The organism is Pseudoalteromonas sp. NEC-BIFX-2020_002, from assembly GCF_013002825.1.
GTDB lineage: Bacteria > Pseudomonadota > Gammaproteobacteria > Enterobacterales > Alteromonadaceae > Pseudoalteromonas > Pseudoalteromonas neustonica.
Genome location: NZ_JABEPJ010000001.1, coordinates 447,661 through 467,669, shown reverse-complemented (window position 1 = coordinate 467,669; position 20,009 = coordinate 447,661). Strand labels below are relative to the sequence as shown.

17 protein-coding genes are annotated in these 20,009 nt (G+C 38.9%); 6 read left to right on the top strand and 11 right to left on the bottom strand.

Translation table 11 applies throughout. The features are described from left to right. The first annotated feature begins 512 nt into the window (after positions 1–512). Both HJP15_RS01895 and HJP15_RS01890 read left to right on the top strand, forming a co-directional pair. Positions 513–1,523, top strand: a complete 1,011-nt coding sequence (locus HJP15_RS01895; protein WP_170172940.1) for a nuclease-related domain-containing protein — start codon at positions 513–515, stop codon at positions 1,521–1,523. A gap of 668 nt (positions 1,524–2,191) precedes the next feature. Next, positions 2,192–2,353 carry a hypothetical protein gene (locus tag HJP15_RS01890; protein ID WP_170172773.1) on the top strand — a complete coding sequence of 54 codons (162 nt, stop codon included), beginning with the start codon at positions 2,192–2,194 and terminating at the stop codon, positions 2,351–2,353. Positions 2,354–2,420: 67 nt separating this feature from the next. Here HJP15_RS01890 and HJP15_RS01885 read toward each other — a convergent pair whose 3' ends face one another. From HJP15_RS01885 to HJP15_RS01860, 6 genes are all read right to left on the bottom strand, one after another. Beyond that, on the bottom strand, positions 2,421–3,059 hold the full coding sequence (locus tag HJP15_RS01885) for a hypothetical protein (RefSeq protein ID WP_170172939.1): 639 nt from the start codon (positions 3,057–3,059) through the stop codon (positions 2,421–2,423). Beyond that, complete coding sequence (locus HJP15_RS01880; protein ID WP_170172938.1) at positions 3,059–3,751, bottom strand: response regulator; 693 nt, start codon at positions 3,749–3,751, stop codon at positions 3,059–3,061. Before HJP15_RS01880 ends, HJP15_RS01885 begins: the two co-directional genes overlap by 1 nt. Beyond that, positions 3,748–6,147 (bottom strand): sensor histidine kinase, encoded by a 2,400-nt coding sequence (locus HJP15_RS01875; RefSeq protein WP_170172937.1) that lies wholly within the window; start codon positions 6,145–6,147, stop codon positions 3,748–3,750. Before HJP15_RS01875 ends, HJP15_RS01880 begins: the two co-directional genes overlap by 4 nt. Continuing rightward, positions 6,144–7,400, bottom strand: coding sequence for a DNA cytosine methyltransferase (locus tag HJP15_RS01870; protein ID WP_170172936.1), 1,257 nt, complete (start codon positions 7,398–7,400; stop codon positions 6,144–6,146). The genes HJP15_RS01875 and HJP15_RS01870 overlap by 4 nt, the downstream gene beginning before the upstream one ends. Before the next feature lie 569 nt (positions 7,401–7,969). Beyond that, positions 7,970–9,076, bottom strand: coding sequence for an HNH endonuclease (locus tag HJP15_RS01865; protein WP_249365775.1), 1,107 nt, complete (start codon positions 9,074–9,076; stop codon positions 7,970–7,972). Positions 9,077–9,081: 5 nt separating this feature from the next. Next, positions 9,082–9,675, bottom strand: coding sequence for a class I SAM-dependent methyltransferase (locus HJP15_RS01860; RefSeq protein WP_170172935.1), 594 nt, complete (start codon positions 9,673–9,675; stop codon positions 9,082–9,084). 1,344 nt (positions 9,676–11,019) lie between these two features. On the opposite strand from HJP15_RS01860, the gene HJP15_RS01855 reads away from it, so the two are divergent. The 3 genes from HJP15_RS01855 to HJP15_RS01845 all read left to right on the top strand — a co-directional run bounded on the left by HJP15_RS01855 (position 11,020) and on the right by HJP15_RS01845 (position 14,315). Continuing rightward, entirely contained in the window at positions 11,020–11,319 is a 300-nt protein-coding gene (locus HJP15_RS01855) for a helix-turn-helix domain-containing protein (protein ID WP_054204006.1), read from the top strand. After that, on the top strand, positions 11,309–12,514 hold the full coding sequence (locus HJP15_RS01850) for a type II toxin-antitoxin system HipA family toxin (RefSeq protein ID WP_170172934.1): 1,206 nt from the start codon (positions 11,309–11,311) through the stop codon (positions 12,512–12,514). Before HJP15_RS01855 ends, HJP15_RS01850 begins: the two co-directional genes overlap by 11 nt. Before the next feature lie 847 nt (positions 12,515–13,361). Further along, positions 13,362–14,315, top strand: coding sequence for a calcium/sodium antiporter (locus tag HJP15_RS01845; protein ID WP_054204004.1), 954 nt, complete (start codon positions 13,362–13,364; stop codon positions 14,313–14,315). A 168-nt stretch (positions 14,316–14,483) separates the two neighbouring features. Here HJP15_RS01845 and HJP15_RS01840 read toward each other — a convergent pair whose 3' ends face one another. Then, positions 14,484–14,975 (bottom strand): DUF417 family protein, encoded by a 492-nt coding sequence (locus HJP15_RS01840; RefSeq protein ID WP_054204003.1) that lies wholly within the window; start codon positions 14,973–14,975, stop codon positions 14,484–14,486. A gap of 261 nt (positions 14,976–15,236) precedes the next feature. After that, a complete protein-coding gene (locus HJP15_RS01835; RefSeq protein WP_054204002.1) occupies positions 15,237–15,794 on the bottom strand; it encodes a TetR/AcrR family transcriptional regulator in 558 nt (185 codons plus the stop codon). A 1,302-nt stretch (positions 15,795–17,096) separates the two neighbouring features. Here HJP15_RS01835 and HJP15_RS01830 point away from each other — a divergent pair. Further along, positions 17,097–17,984: a tetratricopeptide repeat protein gene (locus HJP15_RS01830; RefSeq protein ID WP_054204001.1), complete on the top strand. Its 888-nt coding sequence runs from the start codon at positions 17,097–17,099 to the stop codon at positions 17,982–17,984. On the opposite strand, the gene HJP15_RS01825 is transcribed toward HJP15_RS01830, so the two are convergent. The 3 genes from HJP15_RS01825 to HJP15_RS01815 form a co-directional block, all read right to left on the bottom strand. Continuing rightward, positions 17,981–18,301 (bottom strand): hypothetical protein, encoded by a 321-nt coding sequence (locus HJP15_RS01825; protein WP_054204000.1) that lies wholly within the window; start codon positions 18,299–18,301, stop codon positions 17,981–17,983. The two genes, HJP15_RS01830 and HJP15_RS01825, sit on opposite strands and share 4 nt — an antisense overlap. A 19-nt stretch (positions 18,302–18,320) precedes the next feature. Then, positions 18,321–19,064 carry a nuclear transport factor 2 family protein gene (locus tag HJP15_RS01820; RefSeq protein ID WP_170172933.1) on the bottom strand — a complete coding sequence of 248 codons (744 nt, stop codon included), beginning with the start codon at positions 19,062–19,064 and terminating at the stop codon, positions 18,321–18,323. A 94-nt stretch (positions 19,065–19,158) separates the two neighbouring features. Beyond that, positions 19,159–19,899: an FAD-binding oxidoreductase gene (locus HJP15_RS01815; RefSeq protein ID WP_170172932.1), complete on the bottom strand. Its 741-nt coding sequence runs from the start codon at positions 19,897–19,899 to the stop codon at positions 19,159–19,161. Positions 19,900–20,009: the final 110 nt, after the last annotated feature.

Genomic DNA, 20,009 nt, shown 5'->3' with positions numbered 1-20,009 from the left:
ACCTCGCGCTGTTTGCATTTTATGGTGCTTTAATTTGCACGGCATAAAGCCCCGCCTACGACAAATATAAATACCCATAGCTGATAGTTCACCTCGGCTTTGTAGGTCGTGCTTTAGCGCGACAATAAATGCTAAAGCAATCATCGCAGCTAAAACTCGATCCTACCAACAAACCCATGAACTAACCAAATATCGTAGGAACCAGCTTTAGCTGTGATTTTTGTAGAGCTAGTTGATGAACAATAAACCAAACCCGTAGGCGGGAATTTACCTCGCGCAGGTTTGCGTTTTATGACATTTAAATTTGCGCGGCGTAAAGCCCCGCCTACAAAATTTAAACACCCGTAGCAGCGGGTTTACCCCGCGATTTTGTAGGTCGTGCTTTAGCGCGACAATGTTTGCGCTTACCCTTAAATATGCTGACATATTTTGAAGCAAATCAATCAGACCAGTATTTTTATTAGGTACTTCAATGTTATTCTATGCAAATACATGATTGAAAAGGACTCCTCATGATTTTAAAAGATAAAACCCTCATAACTTCTACTTCACCCAAAATACAAGCTGGCCAAAAACAAGAGCTCGATGTAGCATTTTATCTGCGTCGCGCGTTTAAAGATCATCCACAAGTTTTTGTATTTAACGATGTAAAATTCAAACATAATGGTGAAACCGCACAAGTAGACCACTTAATCTCTTACACCTATGGTTTTATTCTTATTGAATCTAAAAGCATCACCGGGGAAGTCTCTATTAATGAACATCAAGAATGGAGTCGTAGTTACCGTGGTCAATGGCAAGGCATGCCATCGCCAATCAAACAAGTTGAGTTACAGCAAGCGTTATTAAAAGGCCTGATGAGAGACAATGCCCCACAACTGCTCCCAAAAATATTTGGCAAAATACAGCAAAACTTTGGTGGTCGCGAATGGCATAGCATTTGTGCCATATCTAGTAATGCAATTATCCAACGCAACAAAGCCCCACAAGATATTGCTACTCGGCTTGTAAAATCAGAGTTTATTGCCGATAAATTGCTTGAGATAATGAAACTGCCAGCATCAATACCTAATGCTTTACACCTTTTTTCAAAAAATACACGTCCATGGTTTAGTGAAGAAAGCTTAGCCAGAATTTGCCAATTTATTTTAGACCAAAACATATTATCCCCCGCACACGTAGAGCCTAAAATATTGGCAGAAGAGCTCAACGAACCAACCCCAATTTATCAAGAAAAACCCATACAGATTGAACCAACGTTTACTCCGCCAATCCCCGCGGAGCAATCGTGTACAATTAACCAAATAGATTTGGCCTGTAAAAAATGTGGCAATAAAACAGATCTTCAACCCCGCTCAGGCCGATACGGATACTTTGCCACCTGCGGCAATTGCAAAACAAACACACCAATGAAAACGCCCTGCCCTAAATGTAGCAGCACCAATACCAAAGTGAGCAAACGCAAAGAGTCTTACTCATTAGTCTGTGGGGAATGTGAAAGTACAGCGCCTATTAAAGTTTGATAGTCAATGTAGGCGGGAGTTTACCTCGCGATTTTGTAGGTCGTGCTTTAGCGCGACAATAAATGCTAAAGCAAACATCCTAGCCCCTAGTAATTCCCCAGAACCTAGCTCCTTCACCCGTAGGCGGGAGCTTAACTCGCGATTTTGTAAGTCGTGCTTTAGCGCGACAATAACAATAAATGCTGAAGCAATCATCGCAGCTAAAGCTCACTCCTACCATCAACCCATATCGTAGGAACCCGCTTTAGCTGTGATTGTTTATAGAGCTAGTTGATGAACAATAAACCAAACCCGTAGGCGGGAATTTATCTCGCGCTTTGGTTTTTAATTGCAAATTTTTAGTTATGTCGCGTTGGCGACTGCAACCAAAGAGCATTTTCTACCAAATGAAAGCGCCGACCGCCCCTTGGAACCCCACGGCGCCCCGAGGATCAAACAGCTTCCTCAATTTAAATTAATGATATGAACGTAAATGCTGTGTATTCGCCGTCCATGGCGAAGTCACAGCTTAACGCGCATCCATGCGCTGTTATTACTCATCATTAATTTAATTTCGGGTGTGATCACGGGGAATGATCTTAACAGCGGCCTTTAATTCAATCTTGAGTTAATGCTTGTTTACATTGGTTTTTTTAGTACACTAAACCCTCGCAACAGGGAGCGGTTTAATGGAAAAAATTGGTATTTACGAGCAGTTAATTACCCAAGTAATTGAGCAAAATTTAAATCGCGACCAGTTTTATGTCGGTGAACGTCAGCTTGAGTCAGCTGAAGCTGCTACTTGGCTATCGCTCTTTTTAGGCAAGCTTATTGAAAAATATAAACGGTGATAGCTTGAGTTACTATATAAATAACAAAAATAATTCTAAATATAAATTTAAGCTTAAACTCCAAGTCCTAGCCTGAAATAAGATCTTTTTTCACATAAAAGAGTAATTTAGCAACCTTTACCATATTTTTATCTGTAACTAATTCATTAATTAATTTACTAATATAGGTTGATACGAATGTAGCTAAACTTTCTATACAGTGTTCTCCTCTTGCAACTTTAGATATTATCTTTTTAAAAAGAGCAATCAAGATTTCTTTAAATTTATCTAAATCATCCTCGGCTAGTCCTATCTCCCTTATTTTTCGATTTACTTGAAGTTCTCTCATTTCAGAAGGTAGCAAACCAAAACCTAATCCATCAGAAAAATTTCTCATTTTTCGTGAACTTTCTAGAAATCCAGTTGAGTTACAAGCCATTAATATAAGCTTTGAATTCTTAAATAAATTTATATTTTTTAGTGTTATTAATGGCCTTTTTTCAACTTCATGTGATGCTCCACCGTATAGTGAATCTAATGAACCATGACCGACAAAAAATATAGTCCGCCCTTCAGGGATTGTCGCTAGAAAATCCTTGGTAGCGGTGTAAGAATCATCGCTAGCTTCACATTCAACCAGGTTGATTTCAGGAAACAACTCTATCGAATGATTTATTACTTCTTTTAAAAAATCAGTTGAAGGGTCATTTGGAAATATTAAATACACTATTGATAATCCTCATTTAATTCCACAATATGAGCATATGTCAATTGAAATAACTCTCTTTGAAATTCTTGCCCCTGTTCACTTTCCATTTCGATCTCTTTTGCTACATCTTTAAGTTTTTTCCCACAGAATGGCGGAAAACCATTTTTTAAAACAAAATCAGGATTATGTTCAAGCATAGAAATAAAGTGCAGTTTATAATTTAGAGCTTTATCTTGCTTAACTATCAGCCGCGGAATATTATCTGTCAGTTTGTCCCTGTCATAAAAGTCATGAATATCTAATCTTATTAGTTTAATTAAACTTTGATTATCAAATATCTCTTTTTTAAATTTATCTTCTTCTGATGAATAACTAATAAATATAGAATGTCTTAATTTAGCTTTCTGATTCTTAGCTTCATTGATCAGCCACTTAATGACTTCATACCCATTTAATGGATCATGACCATAACTAAAATCACATAAAACAATATCATAACGTTTAGGAAAATATACCCTCTTAATCTCTTGCTTTATTTTTCCAAAATCTATTATTTGTCCTTCACCATCATTCTTCTTAAATTGAACTTCATTTACATTAAGGATATCTGCCTGTAGCTCTATCCCTTTGCGTCTTAGTTTCGTGGTAATTCTTTGTACTATTTGTTCCACATCACCATCATCAATTATTAATATTTTTTTGTTTTTCATATATTTTTAAAAACAACTTTAAAAGTAGCTCCCTTTAAATCAACCCCATTACCAACGAAGGTTATTTCGGCACCCATTTCAGTCAATAGTTTACGAGTATAATGAAGGCCAATTCCTGAACCACCACACTCTTCAGGTGGCTCATCACGAACTCCTAATTTAAAAATTTGCTCGGGATCATTCAAAAATATATCAGATAGACCTTCTCCATTGTCTGAGAATAGTATATTCAACTCGTTACCCTCGCAGCTTGAAGAGTATTTAAACTCACTAGCTCCCCATTTTGAAGAGTTTGATAATAAGTTATCTAAAACAACTGAAAAATTGAGAAGGCTTAAACTTTTAATGAATGGTTTTCCAATAGCTCCAACAGAAATAGTTAATCCATTAGAACCAAATGTAGACTTATAAATACCTAGGTATTCATCAATATACTTTATTACTTCAACGTTTCTAACATCAATGTCATTATCAAAACCTGAGCGAGTAGCAAGTTCTGTCATTTTTAGTGATTTTAATGAATATAGTTTCAGACTCGATAATTTAGAGATGATATCTTCCTTACTATACTCATCATAAGAGATCCCTTCAATTAAAGTTTCAATTCCTTCATTTATTTCAATATTGTTTATTTTTATAGTGTGAATAAGCCCATCAGCATCAGGGCTTAAGGTTCGTCGAGTCGCCATAAGGTAAGCATTTTGTTTTTTTTCTACCTGCAGCTCCTGAGTCACCTTACTTGCTTTTTTCTCGGCTTGTTCTTTTTGCTCTTCCGCTTTTTCTATTTTTTTATTCTGTTCTTCAACTATTTTTTTTACTGTAAATTGCTGATGCTTAGTTAACTCTTTTATCGTTTTATCTTTAGCCTTACTCAAAAAATCATTTAAAAAAGACTCATGTTTTACTTTATTTATATTTTCTATTTCTTCAATCAAACCATTGTTAATTTCAAACTCAGTTATATCAACATTTGACTGTATTATTTTTGAACACACCTCTTGAACTAATTCGGAAGAAAGTTTTTTTGATTTAAACCTATCAGGATCTTTTAATAAATCTTCTGAAGAGACACTCTTTAGCTTTTCAGAAGTGTCTAACAACCTATTCCAATCTAGTCCCTTTACAACAAAGTTCTCTAACTGTCGAATAATTGTTATTGCATATCCATACTCTTCTTTACCACTTTTTAATATAGTTTTTTCTTCAGAATCATGAGCAACTAAATCCAAGTATGCGTTATTGTGCGCTAATCCTTCCCTACTAGTAATTACTGAAAAAGAGTTATCCAAATCTAATACATTAATACGACCAACAATATCCCTTGTACCAAAATAGCGAGCTGTACCTTGTGATTTTCTTTGATCTAACCCTAGCCAATCATTTTTTTCGTTGCCATATGGAGATATTCTAAATGAATTATAAAACAAAAATACCGAGCCATAACTATTAGATTGAACCCCTACATTCCTAGTGAAATAAGATTTTGTTATCGAATCTAAATAGTGAACCTCTATAGATATATTTTTTAGACTTCTATAGGGATTTTCGGACTTATATTTATAAACCTGTTGATTTTGATAATATAAGGTAGTTTCAATAGTGCTACCATTAGCGCTTATAGTTGACTTTATGAAAATGGTTTTGAAAGCTAGCTTTTCTAAAATATTATTAGAAACTTTAGTGTTAAACTTTTTTGCGAGTTCTTTATCTTTAAATACACCGTTAGAATTTAAATGTATTTCAAAAGTTGAATCTAACTCAGGGGTAAATTTCTCTAAATCAGAAATTAATTTTTTAAACTTCTGCTCAGACCATATACTTCTTAATCCTTGAATTTTAAGAACGGTACCTGATTCGAACTTACTCTCACCTATGTTTAAAAATAGCTCATCTTCGGTCAGAACTTCAATAACTAATGGGATTTTAGAGATTTCATCCTGTTTGTCTTTATCTTCAAATAGCTCCCATTTAATCTTGAGTCTAAGGCACTCCCCACCTTTTGTTCTAGTATACAGTTCTAAGTGTTTACCTAGTCGATCACAACTAAATCTACCTACCCCCTTATTACCTGCATACACCTTATCTTTAAGAGCTTTTTTCTCCGAATAAGCAATATTTAGCCATTTTGTTTTCAAATCATCCTTACTCATTCCTGAGCCAAAATCTTTTATAATAATCTCAGGTGCTAAATCACTTCCTTCCAGCAAACCACCAAGGTCTTCAGACTTAGTAACAGGGTTATTAAACTCTAAAATCACTCTTTTTGAATTTGCATCCTTAGAATTTTTTACAAGTTCAATTATAGCTACATTATCGTTGTATATTAGCCCTCGCCCTACAATGTCTTTTACACCAGCATTTGCAATAAAATTTGCATCAAATGTATTTAATATCATTTTATTTTATTAATTCCTTTTAAAGTTAGTCCAATTATCTCTCCAACCAAAGGAGGTACAGCATTTCCTACTTGTGTATACCTGGGGCACTCTTGAGTTCTTCGATTCCCCCCTGTTGTATATTTACCTAGAATATCAAACCAATCAGGGAAAGACTGTATTCTAGCCATTTCTCTCACAGTTAAGATCCTAGGTTCTGAGTAATGAAGAAGGTCGTCTGGTAAAGTAGTTAATGTTTTGGATGGTTGTTCAGGATTTAGTACTGTAATAGCTTGTTTACGAGTACCAATTTGAGCACGCATTTCATTACTTAAAGTAATTCCAGGTTTACAAATTTTCTGTATGAGTTTGAATTTTATAATAGTTTCAGGTCTATGGCGTGCAATTCGTAAACTATTAGGTGATTTCTTGCCCATTCCATTTCTCATTAACTTTAAATAAGCATTAGGCTTAGTTTGCGAAATATATTTAAGCTTTTTAAATCCTGACTTTTGATTGCCTGAGTGGTAATCTAATTGATTATTTTCAATTAAAAGATCATTTATTGCATCTTTCACTCTTATTTTAGTATCAGGCAATCCTTTGCTTTTTAAAAAATCACTACGCATAGTTAACAGCTGATCGAATGGGTTTTGTGATTCATTTTTAAAATGCTCTTTTTTAATCCCAATCATTATAAAACGAGTGCGCTTTTGCGGAACACCAAAATCAGCACTACATAAAAAATCATGGAAAATAGCATAACCAAGATCTTCTAATTTTTTCTTCACTACCATCGCATATGGAAGCTTAGCCTTTTTGCCTGTAGCCGACTTAAATGATGATGCGAAGCCTCTAACATTTTCAAGTAAAATATATTTTGGGGAAACAAGTTCAACCATTTTTATATATTCTTCAGAAAGTTTGTTACGTGGATCTTTTTCATTCCGCTGCCCTGCAAGTGAAAAGCCTTGGCAAGGAGGGCCTCCAGCGATCAGATCTACTTTCCCTCGCAAGGAAGTAAGTTCTTGTGGATACTTTTCTAAAAGCTCTTGGATAGTCGTTTCTTTCTTAGGTAAAAACGATGGCCATTCGAAGTGAGAATGTTTTCCGTCAATTAAGTTGTGTTTAAAAGTGTTGAATGCCATTGAATCTTTTTCCACAGCAAAAAGTCCCTTCCAACCAGCGTTTCCAAGTCCTAAAGACAAGCCACCGCAACCCGAGAAGAGGTCGATATAAACTCCCTGTTTGTTTTTATCCATCTTTGTAGACATTTTTTACTCTTAATACAACTTAATTTAATGCGGCTATTTTAATGGTTGCAATTAAAAACAACAGTTTTTAATTGCTTTGCCGCAAATAAAATTTAGGCTTATTTTATTTTTTATTATTAAATACAAACTTAGCATGAGTCTTCACTAAATAAAACGTTAAACACCAATCTACCAACACACACCAATTCCCCGTGATCACACCTGAAACTGAGTTAATGATGAGTAATTTACAGCATGGATGCTGTAAAAAGCGTAGCTTGGCCATGGATGGCCTATCTACGCTGGTTACGTTCACATCATTAACGCAAGTTGAAGATCAAGTGTGATCCTCGGGTGCGCCGTGGGATTCCAAAGGGCGGTCGGCGGCAGCCGCCCTTTGGTTGCCATCGCCAACGCGATAAAACCTCGAATAGAGGTTTTTAATCCCTTTTCCAAAATCACCTATAAATCACGGCTAAAGCCAGTTCCTACAACAAAAGTATAACCATTTGTAATTAAATACATTGTCGCGCTAAAGCACGACCTACAGTTAAACAAAGCGCGAGGTAAACTTCCGCGTACGGTAAGACCTACGCGTCATACCTTGGCTTTTCTTCTGCCACTAAATCAAGTTCAGCATTTGGCTGCTCTTTGTTATGCAGATATAACCCCATACCAGCGGCTTCTTCAAAGCTGTCTTTCGCTAACCACAACTTCGCGCTGTTCGCCTCTGCGACCTGATACGCCCAATCACTCACTGAACGTGATTTGTCTGCATCACAATTAAAATAATTACTGAGTTCACGGGTTAAATACTGGCTATTTATTACTAAGTTTTGCTCTTGCCAGCGTTCGCGGTGTAACTGCGCGGCTAAAAAGTCGCGTTTGCTGTTATTACACGTACTGTGCGCGGCTACAAAGTTATGACCTAAGTCATTCGCGTAGCGGGCAAACGGAATAAAGTGATCAACCTCGGTTTTACTATTCAACGGCTTTTGGCAATAAAAGCAATTACCGTGTTGTAACTCGATTAACACAGGTTTAGCTTTACTCAGTGCGTTGCGGTCGAAGCCGAATAAAAAGTCGTGCAGTTGGCTTTGCGGGCCAATTAACGTTTGGTTATGTTTAATACTCTGAATTTTTTGCAGCCACGCGTTTTTGGCCAAATACACCACTAAATCATAAAAGCGCCTAAAACAACTGGCGATGCCCGCATTTAAGGTAATGTATTGTGTGCTGTTGGTATGCGGGTATAAAAAGCACTCGGCTTGTTTTGCGAGTATTTGTAAGCGCCACAGTGGGCCACTTTTAAGTGTGGCCATTGCCGCGTTAAATGTTGGCTTATACAAAGAGCTTTGTTTTAACGCGCGTAAATTACGAATGTTGTTTTGTTGACACTCATACAGCACCGATATCACTTTAGATTGCGCGCCACTGTTTTGCTTTAGTAAGGCGCTTTCGCCTGTTTGATCTGACGCAAACGGTACGGCATGGTGCCAATAAAGCTCAATAAGTTTGTCGGCCAAGGTGGCTAACTCTATTTTAAGTGCAGCTTGATCGGATTCAATCGGCTGCTCTACACATACATCGGCCAACGCGTGCAGTAATGCAAATTTATAGGTTGCACTAAAATCACCTTCAATCAGCATGCGTTGAATATAAGCAATAAAGTCGAGTTGCTGCTGCATGGCTTTCATAAACTTTAAGGCTCTTTTCGTATTATGGCGTTAAGCCATTGTTCGTGACCGCGCTCTGTACGTTGATCGCCAGTGATCCAGTGTTTACTTATGCAAAGCGATGGCTGTGCGCTAATAATGTGTTGTAGGCCATGCTCAGCTAAATCTGTAAACTCGCGGCCATTGTGTACTCGCTCTGTATCACCATATTTAAACGACACATACAAAATACCGTTGGCTTTTAAGGCCGTTGCGAGCTTGGTAAATACCGTTGAAAGTTCGTTCTTTGGCACATGTAACAGGCTTGCACAACACCAAATACCATCGTAAATGTTGGTGTCATCAATTTGCATAAAGGTTTTATGAATAACAGGTTGAGCAATATGGTTAGTGGCAAATTCAACAAGCTCTTTGCTTGCGTCTATTGCGGTAACGTTAAAACCCTGCTCTATAAAGTATTTTGTATCGCGGCCAGTGCCACAGCCGGCATCTAATATAAACGCATGTTTGGGGAGTAAAGGTGTAAATTCAGCATACAACGCAGACATATCTACATTTAACGACGAGGCTATAAAATCTTTGCTGTGCTGATTGTAATAGTCGATGCTGTTAACTGACATTGCTCTACCGCTCCATGGCAAAAATCAATACAAAAGAATGGGTTACTGAGTGTTTTTTAGTATAAAAATTAATGTACCTGAATAACCACTAAAAATATAGGCTTTTACGACTAATAAATTAATTACTTTAACCTACGAGTGAAGCCAGTTCCTACGATATGGGGTAGGTTGCTGGTAGGCGCGAGCTTTTTGGTATTTATTTTCGCGCTAAAGCACGACCTACAATTTAAAAGCGCGAGGTAAACTCCCCGCCTACGGGTAAACCATCACGGCTAAAGCCTGTTCCTACGATATGGGGTAGATTAATGGTAGGAGCGAGCTTTAGCCGCTATTGTTACTTTTGGTATTTATTGTCGCGCTAAAGCACGACCTACAATTTAAAAGCGCGAGGTAAATTCCCGCCTACGGGTAACCATCACGGCTAAAGCCTGTTCCTACGATGTGGGGGAAATTGCAGGTAGGAGCGAGCTTTAACCGCGATTGTTACTTTTGGTATTTATTGTCGCGCTAAAGCACGAGCTACAATTTAAAAGCGCGAGGTAAACTCCCGCCTACGGGTAAACCATCACGGCTGAAGCCTGTTCCTACGATATGGGGTAAATTGCTGGTAGGAGCGAGCTTTAGCCGCGATTGTTACTTTTGGTATTTATTTTCGCGCTAAAGCACGACCTACGGTTTAAAAGCGCGAGGTAAACTCACGCCTACGGTAAACCATCACGGCTGAAGCCTGTTCCTACGATAAGGGGTAGATTAATGGTAGGAGCGAGCTTTAGCTGCGATTGTTGTCAACAGTTGTTACTTTTGGTATTTATCTTCGCGCTAAAGCACGACCTACGATTTAAAAGCGCGGGGTAAACTCCCGCCTACGGGCAAACCATCACGGCTGAAGCCTGTTCCTACGATGTGGGGGAAATTGCAGGTAGGAGCGAGCTTTAACCGCGATTGTTACTTTTGGTATTTATTGTCGCGCTAAAGCACGACCTACAATTTAAAAGCGCGGGGTAAACTCACGCCTACGGTAAACCATCACGGCTGAAGCCTGTTCCTACGATATGGGGTAAATTGCTGGTAGGAGCGAGCTTTAGCCGCGATTGTTACTTTTGGTATTTATTGTCGCGCTAAAGCACGACCTACGATTTAAAAGCGCGGGGTTCAATTCATAGCCAGTAACTCATTGATCGTGGCTTTTTGCCTTCTCATTTGCCGTCATTTACTACTCTTTGTGCAAATTAGTTTTAAGAAATTATTCACAACACTAATAAGATTTATAAATCTCCTTGAAAACAATATAAATACCGCTAAACTAATCATTAACAACCTAATGACTGCATAGGTAATCATTTTTTGAAATCTGAACAAGCATTAAAACTGGCACAGCGGTTGGGTGACCTAATCCGCCAGCACCGCACTTTGCATTACACGCAGAGCACTTTTGCCAAGATGATTGGTGTGTCGCGCTCTACTGTACAAAAACTGGAGCAAGGGGAAGTGGTTAAAAGTGATGTTTTATTTGAAGCTCTCGTGGTGTTGCAATTACAAGGGTCACTGCTTGATGAAATAAACGAGCTGGCCGCTGATGTGGGTGGCTACAATGCGCGGCAACGTAAAACCAATAAAACCCAGGTGATTAACGATGACTTCTGAGTGTTATGTGTTTATTGATGGGCTAGAAGATAAACCCATTATTTGTGGCTTTTTTAAATTAAATACGCAAACTGGCCGAGGTGAGTTTAACTATGGTAAAAGTTATCTTGCTCGCACTGATGCCTTTGCACTTGACCCAATTCATCTGCCTTTACAACCAGGCATTGTCAGTTATACCGCTAATAAAGGTGTATTTGGGGTATTAAGTGATGCAGGTGCTGATTCGTGGGGGCGTAAGCTGATTTTATCTTTACATAATACTAAGCCACAAAACGAGCTGGAGTTTTTACTTGCAGGCTCAGGCTATGGCGTGGGCGCACTGGTATTTAGCTTATCGCGCAGTGCCTCTAAACATAAAACCAATAAAAATACTTTGGCTGATTTAGCTTTGCTGGATCAAGCAAAAGATGATCTTTTAGCTAATAAAGCTATTTCAAATGAGGCTAAAAAAGCGTTTGAGTTTGGCCAAAGTATGGGCGGCGCAAGGCCCAAAACCTCAGTGCAAATTGGCACTAAGCTTTATTTGGCTAAATTTAATCGCCAAGATGATTTATTCAATTTAGTACGAGCTGAACACGCAGCCATGTGTATGGCGAAAGAATTAGGTATTCGGTGTGCTAATACCCAAGTTCATGAAACTGAAAACGGTGATGTGCTATTAGTCGAACGATTTGATGTGAGTAATTGTTTACCTACTAATCACTTTTTAAGTGCCAACAGCTTACTGCAAAAGCCTAAAGTGGCAATGAGTGATTTAGAAACTTACTACAGTTACGGTGAATTGGCTGAGTTTATTCGCCACCATACTGGTGAGTATGCTGATGATGCAACAGAGCTTTATAAGCGAATGGTGTTTAATGCGCTGATTGGTAACACTGACGATCACAGCCGTAACCATGCTTTTTTATATCACTTTGCAGATAAAACATGGCGCTTGAGCCCAGCTTACGACATAACCCCTATCAATAATTCAAAGCAACATGGTATAGGGCTTGGCGATGATGGTCGATATGCCAGTATCGACAATTTATTATCTCAAGCTAAACGCTTTGGTTTAACGACTGCGAAAGCAACAAAAATAATCAGCCAAATAAAAGACTACACGCAGCAATGGCCAAGCCACTTTAAGCGTTTTGCTGATATTAGCGATATAGATATAAAACGCTTAGAAAGTGTGATTCCAAATATAGAATAGAAAGGTGCTAGGTGTATTCATAGCCCGTCGCCAGTTACTCGATGCCATAGTTTTTTCTTCTCGGTGTAGCCCGAAAACGCGGGGTAAACCCGCTGCTACGGGTATTAAATTTGCCGTAGGCGGGGCTTTACGCCGCGCAAATTAAAATTTGGGAAACATAACCTCGCAAAATGAATTGTGCCTATTGATTGGACTTTTTCGCGCTAAAGCACGACCTACGGTTTCATTGAATCACAACAATTACCACCAAACGCGAGGTAAACTCCCGCCTACGGTAAACCATCACGGCTGAAGCCTGTTCCTACGATAAGGGGTAGATTAATGGTAGGAGCGAGCTTTAGCCGCGATTGTTACTTTTGGTATTTATTGTCGCGCTAAAGCACGACCTACGGTTTCATTGAATCACAACAATTACCACCAAACGCGAGGGAAACTCCCGCCTACGGGCAAACCATCACGGCTGAAGCCTGTTCCTACGATATGGGGGAAAATTGCAGGTAGGAGCGAGCTTTAGCCGCGTTTGTTGTCAACAGTTGTTACTTTTGGTATTTATTGTCGCGCTAAAGCACGACCTACGGTTTCATTTAAATCACAACAGTTACCACCAAGCGCGAGGTAAACTCCCGCCTACGGGCAAACCATTACGGCTGAAGCCTGTTCCTACGATATGGGGTAAATTGCTGGTAGGAGCGAGCTTTAGCCGCGATTGTTGTCAACAGTTGTTACTTTTGGTATTTATCTTCGCGCTAAAGCACGACCTACGGTTTCATTAAATCACAACTATAATTAATGGCGTATATTTTAAAAGCAGGTCATACTCCGCCATCATCTTTTATTATTAACATTTATGACTAATTTACTCTTTTTGTTACTCGGTATTGCTTTACTTACACTCGGTGGTGAGGCGCTAATTCGTAGCTCTTTGGCGGCGGCGAAGCGTTTTGGGCTGTCGCCTTTGTTAAGCGGTTTAATTATTGTTGGCTTTGGTACGTCGGCACCAGAGCTTGTGGTATCGATTGATGCGGCTATGAGTCACCAAGCAGATATTGCGGTGGGTAATGTGGTGGGCAGTAATATTGGTAATATTCTGCTTATTTTAGGTTTATGTGCGGTTATAACGCCGCTAACTATTTCGGCGTTGGCGCTAAAGCGCGATGCATCGGTTATGTTGGCGTCGTCTGTTATTTTTAGTGTGTTGGCGTTTAATCACTTTATTAGTTTTTTTGATGGTTTGCTACTTCTCGCCATGCTGTTTATTTACCTTATTTACACTTACAAAACTGAAAAGCAGCAGCAATCTGCGCAGGCGTTGTTGCATGTAGATGAAGCAAACGAAGTAACTGTATTACCACAATCTTTGCTCGTTAGCAGTGCGATGCTGATTGCCGGTTTGGCGCTATTGATTGTTGGCTCTAAAGTATTGTTGATTGGTGCAATTGGTGTAGCGCAAGCATTTGGTATATCTGAGGGTGTAATTGGCTTAACCGTTGTGGCTGTTGGTACGTCGTTACCTGAGTTAACTGTGTCGGTTATTGCGGCGTTGCGTAAACATGCCGATGTGGCTGTGGGTAACATTTTAGGCAGTAACATTTTTAATATGCTAGGTATTTTAGGTGTGTCGGCGCTGTTGCAACCTTTACCATTAAGCTCGCGTATTATGCATTTTGATCAGTGGGTTTTGTTAGCTACTTCGCTACTTTTAGTGGCCTTTTTATATACTGGCCGTCGTGTTGGTCGCGGTGAAGGCGCTATATTACTGTTAGGTTATTGCGCCTATTTGGCTGTGACCGTTAACTTATAAACCACTGTGACCACAATTGTTACTACTGGTATTTATTTTCGCGCTAAAGCGTGACCGACAGTTACAACAAGCACGAGATCAACTCCGGCTTAAAGTTGATCTCGTATTGTTTATATAATGAAAAAAGGCCCTTTTGGGCCTTTGGGTACATCACTACCCTTTAGGGAATTACGCTGATTTAGCGACTAATGCTTTTAAACTGTTCCCTACAACAAATAACGAAGCAGCAAATAAGCCTATGTCTTTAAGTAAAAACTCACCTACAAAACTTAGTACCGGGAAACCGGCATCGGTAGTTATACCTGGTAGAAATACCATCATGCTAATGGTGACTATAAATAGCGCCATAGACAATAAACCACCGACAACTGAAAGCGCTGGATTTACAAAACGGCCAATAAATAATAAGCCGATTATAATTTCAAGGCTGCCTAAAAAGTTCACTAAGCCTTGTTTTGAAAAAATGGCGTACATCCATGATACCAATGGGTTATTGGCAATCATGCCGTACATGCCTTCGGCTTGCCCAGCGCTAAACTTGATCCCGCCAAACCAAATATAAATAACGCCTAGGGTAATATAAATTAATGGTAGGCCTGCTTTTTCGAGCTTGTTGCCTAAAGTTGTTAATGTATTTAATTGAGTTGATGTAAAGGTCATAACTAGCTCCACTGTATTTTGTGAGTTAAACAAACCTACTAGTAGGTAGGTTTGTTGGTTAAAATTTTTTGCATTACTTCAATTGCATTATGTTACTAGTGCAATTTTAGCGCCTGATAGCAAGCGCAATAACAAGGTAAAAATTCTGAAATATAACTGTTCTTGGCAATTGCTCCTGCATTGCTCTACTCTCTAAATCCATGTAGTTGTATATAAGTAATTTTTAACACGGTTATTTTGGTGTTAATTGCCCATTGTAAATCAGACAATTAACATATTTATACAGGCATCACAGGTTTGCTTAAACAAATCTTGATGCTGACGTCGGTTTAACATTAGTGCGCCTTTTATAGCACAACAAATAATAACCGCCTGCTGATAAGGCGTTGCCTTAAATTTAAATTCACCTGATTGCGCACCAAGTTCTAAAATGCGCGCGAGTATTTGTAACTCTAGATCAGCGAGCTTATTCACCTGTTTTTGCAGTGGCTCACTCATTAGCTGCAAATCAGTTTGCATGGCATAAATGCCGCACATTTGTTGTTGCTGTACGCAACTTTCAAATATATTAAAGTAGCCTTGCAATTGCTCTGCTGCGTGCTTTTTAGCTTTCAGTTGCGAGTCTAACTGTGCTAATGCGTCACATTTTTGTAAACAATACGCGATACCCAAATCAGCTTTAGCCGGAAAGTGATGATGAATACTGGCTTTAGTAATACCCAATGTTTTTGATAAATCTGCATAGCTGAAGCCGTTAAAGCCATTGAGTTGAATTAACTCGTCCGCATGATGCAAAATAGTTGTATATGTTGTGTTCATGCAGCAATACTACCTACCAGTAGGTAGGTTTGCAAGCTGTTTTTTAACCATTTTATAAAATAAGATCATTATGACCCTTTAAGATCTTGTTGTTTATACTTAAATTTAAATAATATTATTAATAACACGTAAGTTTGGCGTCTTTAGTTTAAAAGCGCGAGGTAAACTCCCGCCTACGGGCAAACCATCATGGCTGAAGCCTGTTCCTACGATAAGGGGTAGATTAATGGTAGGAGCGAGCTTTAGCCGCGATTGTTGTCAACAGTTGTTACTTTTGGTATTTATTGTCGCGCTAAAGCACGACCTACGGTTTAAAAACGCGGGGTAAACTCCCGCCTACGGGCAAACCATTACGGCTGAAGCCTGTTCCTACGATATGGGGTAAATTGCTGGTAGGAGCGAGCTTTAGCCGCGATTATTACTTTTGGTATTTATTTTCGCGCTAAAGCACGACCTACGGTTTAAAAACGCGAGGTAAACTCCCACCTACGGGTAAACCATCACGGCTGAAGCCTGTTCCTACGATATGGGTAAATTGCAGGTAGGAGCGAGCTTTAGCCGCGATTGTTGTCAACAGTTGTTACTTTTGGTATTTATTGTCGCGCTAAAGCACGACCTACGGTTTAAAAGCGCGAGGTACACTCACGCCTACGGTAAACCATCACGGCTGAAGCCTGTTCCTGCGATATGGGGTAAATTGCAGGTAGGAGCGAGCTTTAGCCGCGATTGTTGTCAACAGTTGTTACTTTTGGTATTTATCTTCGCGCTAAAGCACGACCTACGGTTTCATTGAATCACAACACTTGGGTATATAATTTAAATATGATCGTATTGGTTTGTTACCCCGTAATGGTATGTGAAGGGTTTAAACGTGGCTATTTATATAGCGCACAATGGAGTACACCTTCACCATAACTACTATACCCAAACTACCTTAGGGTATTAGTAAAGTGCCACTAAGGTAGTTTGGGTATTGATTCAGATATTCATTAGCACAGATCAAAGCGCATTGTTAAGCCCAATGCGCTTTTTCTGTTTCTGGCACAGCAGATCGTCATTGGTAATGCTGTATTTATCAAAGGATCACATAACCCTATGAGATTATTAAGTAGTTGTTCAGATAAATTTGGTTATTATGCTCACTCACTCCTGTTAATACCCCTGACGACAATTTGTTGTTTAAGCAATTTTACCAGCTCTTTTTAGAGCTGGTTTTTTTTGCCTGTGTTTTGCCTAGTTACAACTAAGTAGTCATGGTACAGTTCGCCTTTAAGCACTTAAATTTATCTACTAGGCATTACTATGCGTCATTATTTTTTACTTGTTCCACTTTTTTTTGTTACTTTATTGTCGTTTCAGGTACATGCTGAGCAATCTCGTCCAGCGCCAAGCGAGCAACAGCAAGAACAAGCCTTAGCGCAAGTACAAGAACCTATGTATAAACCACTTATGGAACGCTATATTCTTGATGAGCTTAAAGCTGTACGCCAAGATCAACAAAAACTGCGTGAAGATGTCACTAAACAAGTAACTCACGCACAGTTAGATACCGCCGATAGAGCAATAACGTACACAACTGACACCATAAATAATGTATTTTTTATTATTACTGCCACTGCATCTATTTTGGTATTAGTGGGTTGGAACTCATTACGTGATGTAAAAAACAAAGTTGAAGATATTGTAAATACGCGTGTAAGTGTGATCACTAATGAATACGAAGCACGTCTAAACACGTTTGAAGAAAAACTACGTGAACGCTCAGAAGAAATTTTAAGTAACCAAGAAAAAATATCAGTCACAAATGAAGTCCACTCATTATGGATGCGCGCAAATCTAGAAAGCGATGTAGCCAATAAAATAGAGATATTCGACGAAATTTTAAATCGTAAACCTGAAGATGTTGAAGCAATAGCCTACAAGGCCGACGCATTATTAGAGCTTAATGAAACAGCACAAGCCATTGAGTTATGCAACCAAGCACTGGATATAGACAGTGACTACGGCTATGCCTATTGGCAACGTGCGTGTGCGTATGCGTTAACCCACAAACATGCCGATGCATTAGCAGATATTAAAATGTCGTTAGAGTACTCACCTAACTTACGTAATGAATTACTGCATGAAAGTGCATTCGCAAGTTTACATGATAACGCCAGCTTTAATGCTATTTTGGCAGGTGATGTTTAACGCTCAAAAAAGCGATCTATGGCTTGAGTGAGCAGCTCGTCGAGTTGCTCTTCAAACTCATCGATACAAGTATCAAAGCGTGCAAGATAAACTTGTGCATGCTGTTGCGATAATAAACGCCCATTAATACTGTATTGTCTTTCTGCTTTACTTTTATCTAATCGTGCAGTGAACTGATACAAAGCATAATAAGGCGAGCTAATATTCTGATTCGCATAATTGCAAAAACCTTCAATGTGATCTATTCCTTGCGGACCTAAACAACCAGGCTCAACACGATAAAGTAACTGAATTTTTTTATCATCACTAATTTGCATACCTTTCTCTCTTAAACCGCTACTTGAAAAATAACACTTTAGTTATTTTACCGTTTTCAACTTGATAACTAGAAACAAATTCAGCGCGCTTATCAACAACTTTAGGGTCGCTTGAGCAGGTTTCTGATAGCTCATGATCAATAACTATATTGCCATGAACAATACGCTTAATTGGCGATGACTGAATACATTTAAGTTTTTTAAACATAATACCGTAACGAGCAATCAGTTTTTCTTTTCCTTTAAAGAGTAGCTCATTTGGGAAAACATAAAACTCGACATTTTCATCATACAAATTTACAAATGCATCAATATTACGTGCGTTGTACGCTTTAAGTAATTGCTCAACAACTGCGAGTGACTCGCGAGACTGTTTAGCTTTTGCTTGCTGCTTTTGGGTTAATGCATCTTTTGCTTGCGCTACGACTTGCTCTGCATACGCGACTGCAGCCGCTTTTTCTTGCTTATTTTTTGGTATTTCTGCTGGCTTTGACACTTCACTACCCAGTACTTTGGTTGTGTCTGCATCTTGTTCAGTGGTTGTTACCGTTGTTTGCTCAACCTTTGTGATCTGTGAAGGGTTATTTGGCGTCAGAGTAATCACCGCTGGGCCATCTTGAGAAGCGCCATTCATTGCTTCTGTCACTGCTTTTTTAGTATCAACGTGCTTTTTTTGCTGTTGGGCTTGAGCTGCGTTTACTTCTTGGTTTGCAAATGATGACCATGAAAGTAAAAAAATTAATACAAAGAATAACGATTTCATACAGTTCCTGACTAATTTAAGAAGGTTTAAAATAACAAAGTTTATCCTTTCATGATAGTTCTTTAACACTTAAAGCCGTGAGTAGTAACACACTCTACCAGTACTGCTCCACTGTGATTTGCCCAGGTTCTCGTCGGCGATTACGGGAGTAGCCTTGCTCGATTAATAATGCGCTGGTGTCTTTCACCATTTGCGGATTTCCACAAATCATAAATTGGCTATTTTGCGGACAAGTGGTGTTTTGGCTGTGTTTAAATAAACTCCCATCAATGATTTTATCTGTAATGCGCCCATTTAAGCCGATAATTGCCTGCTCTCGACTTACCACAGGTACATAATGCAGCCGCGTATACTGTTGCTGTAGCTGGTTGATCTTTTTCTGGTAACTTAAATCTGCATTCAACCGCACGCCATGCACTAACGTTATTTGCTTAAACTTCTGCCATACATCAGCTTGATCTAAAATAGATAAAAATGGCCCGATTGCGGTGCCAGTGCTAAGCATAAACAGTTGTTCACTAGCGGGGATTTCATCAATAGTAAAAAAGCCACTGGCGCGGCTTTCGATCAACACTGTATCACCTAGAGTAAGTTTAGCTAATTGTTGTGATAACAAACCATCCATCACATTAATAAGGTAAAACTCTAAGTCGTTTGAATTTGGCGCATTAACATAAGAGTAAGCTCTAGCAATACGTTTGTCGTCTATCATCATTGATAGCTTTGTAAATTGCCCCGCTTTAAATGGCTCAACATCTGCATTAACAATTAAGCTAAATAATGTGTCAGTCCACCAAACAACCTCTTTTACACTCGCCTCAATCCAATTAGACACAATGTATACTCCTTAAAAAATATTTCATACCCCACTTAACAGTGGCAAAGGAACAAAGGGGTGTCAATGATCGAGCAGCTTTAAGCGATAAGTTTTAAGCTCAACAATAA

Excerpts from the sequence above, each read along its gene's own strand:
- HJP15_RS01895 (WP_170172940.1), top strand. The coding sequence starts at position 513 with ATGATTTTAAAAGATAAAACCCTCATAACTTCTACTTCACCCAAAATA.
- HJP15_RS01890 (WP_170172773.1), top strand. The coding sequence starts at position 2,192 with ATGGAAAAAATTGGTATTTACGAGCAGTTAATTACCCAAGTAATTGAG.
- HJP15_RS01880 (WP_170172938.1), bottom strand. The coding sequence starts at position 3,751 with ATGAAAAACAAAAAAATATTAATAATTGATGATGGTGATGTGGAACAA.
- HJP15_RS01875 (WP_170172937.1), bottom strand. The coding sequence starts at position 6,147 with ATGATATTAAATACATTTGATGCAAATTTTATTGCAAATGCTGGTGTA.
- HJP15_RS01870 (WP_170172936.1), bottom strand. The coding sequence starts at position 7,400 with ATGTCTACAAAGATGGATAAAAACAAACAGGGAGTTTATATCGACCTC.
- HJP15_RS01865 (WP_249365775.1), bottom strand. The coding sequence starts at position 9,076 with ATGAAAGCCATGCAGCAGCAACTCGACTTTATTGCTTATATTCAACGC.
- HJP15_RS01860 (WP_170172935.1), bottom strand. The coding sequence starts at position 9,675 with ATGTCAGTTAACAGCATCGACTATTACAATCAGCACAGCAAAGATTTT.
- HJP15_RS01850 (WP_170172934.1), top strand. The coding sequence starts at position 11,309 with ATGACTTCTGAGTGTTATGTGTTTATTGATGGGCTAGAAGATAAACCC.
- HJP15_RS01845 (WP_054204004.1), top strand. The coding sequence starts at position 13,362 with ATGACTAATTTACTCTTTTTGTTACTCGGTATTGCTTTACTTACACTC.
- HJP15_RS01840 (WP_054204003.1), bottom strand. The coding sequence starts at position 14,975 with ATGACCTTTACATCAACTCAATTAAATACATTAACAACTTTAGGCAAC.
- HJP15_RS01835 (WP_054204002.1), bottom strand. The coding sequence starts at position 15,794 with ATGAACACAACATATACAACTATTTTGCATCATGCGGACGAGTTAATT.
- HJP15_RS01830 (WP_054204001.1), top strand. The coding sequence starts at position 17,097 with ATGCGTCATTATTTTTTACTTGTTCCACTTTTTTTTGTTACTTTATTG.
- HJP15_RS01825 (WP_054204000.1), bottom strand. The coding sequence starts at position 18,301 with ATGCAAATTAGTGATGATAAAAAAATTCAGTTACTTTATCGTGTTGAG.
- HJP15_RS01820 (WP_170172933.1), bottom strand. The coding sequence starts at position 19,064 with ATGAAATCGTTATTCTTTGTATTAATTTTTTTACTTTCATGGTCATCA.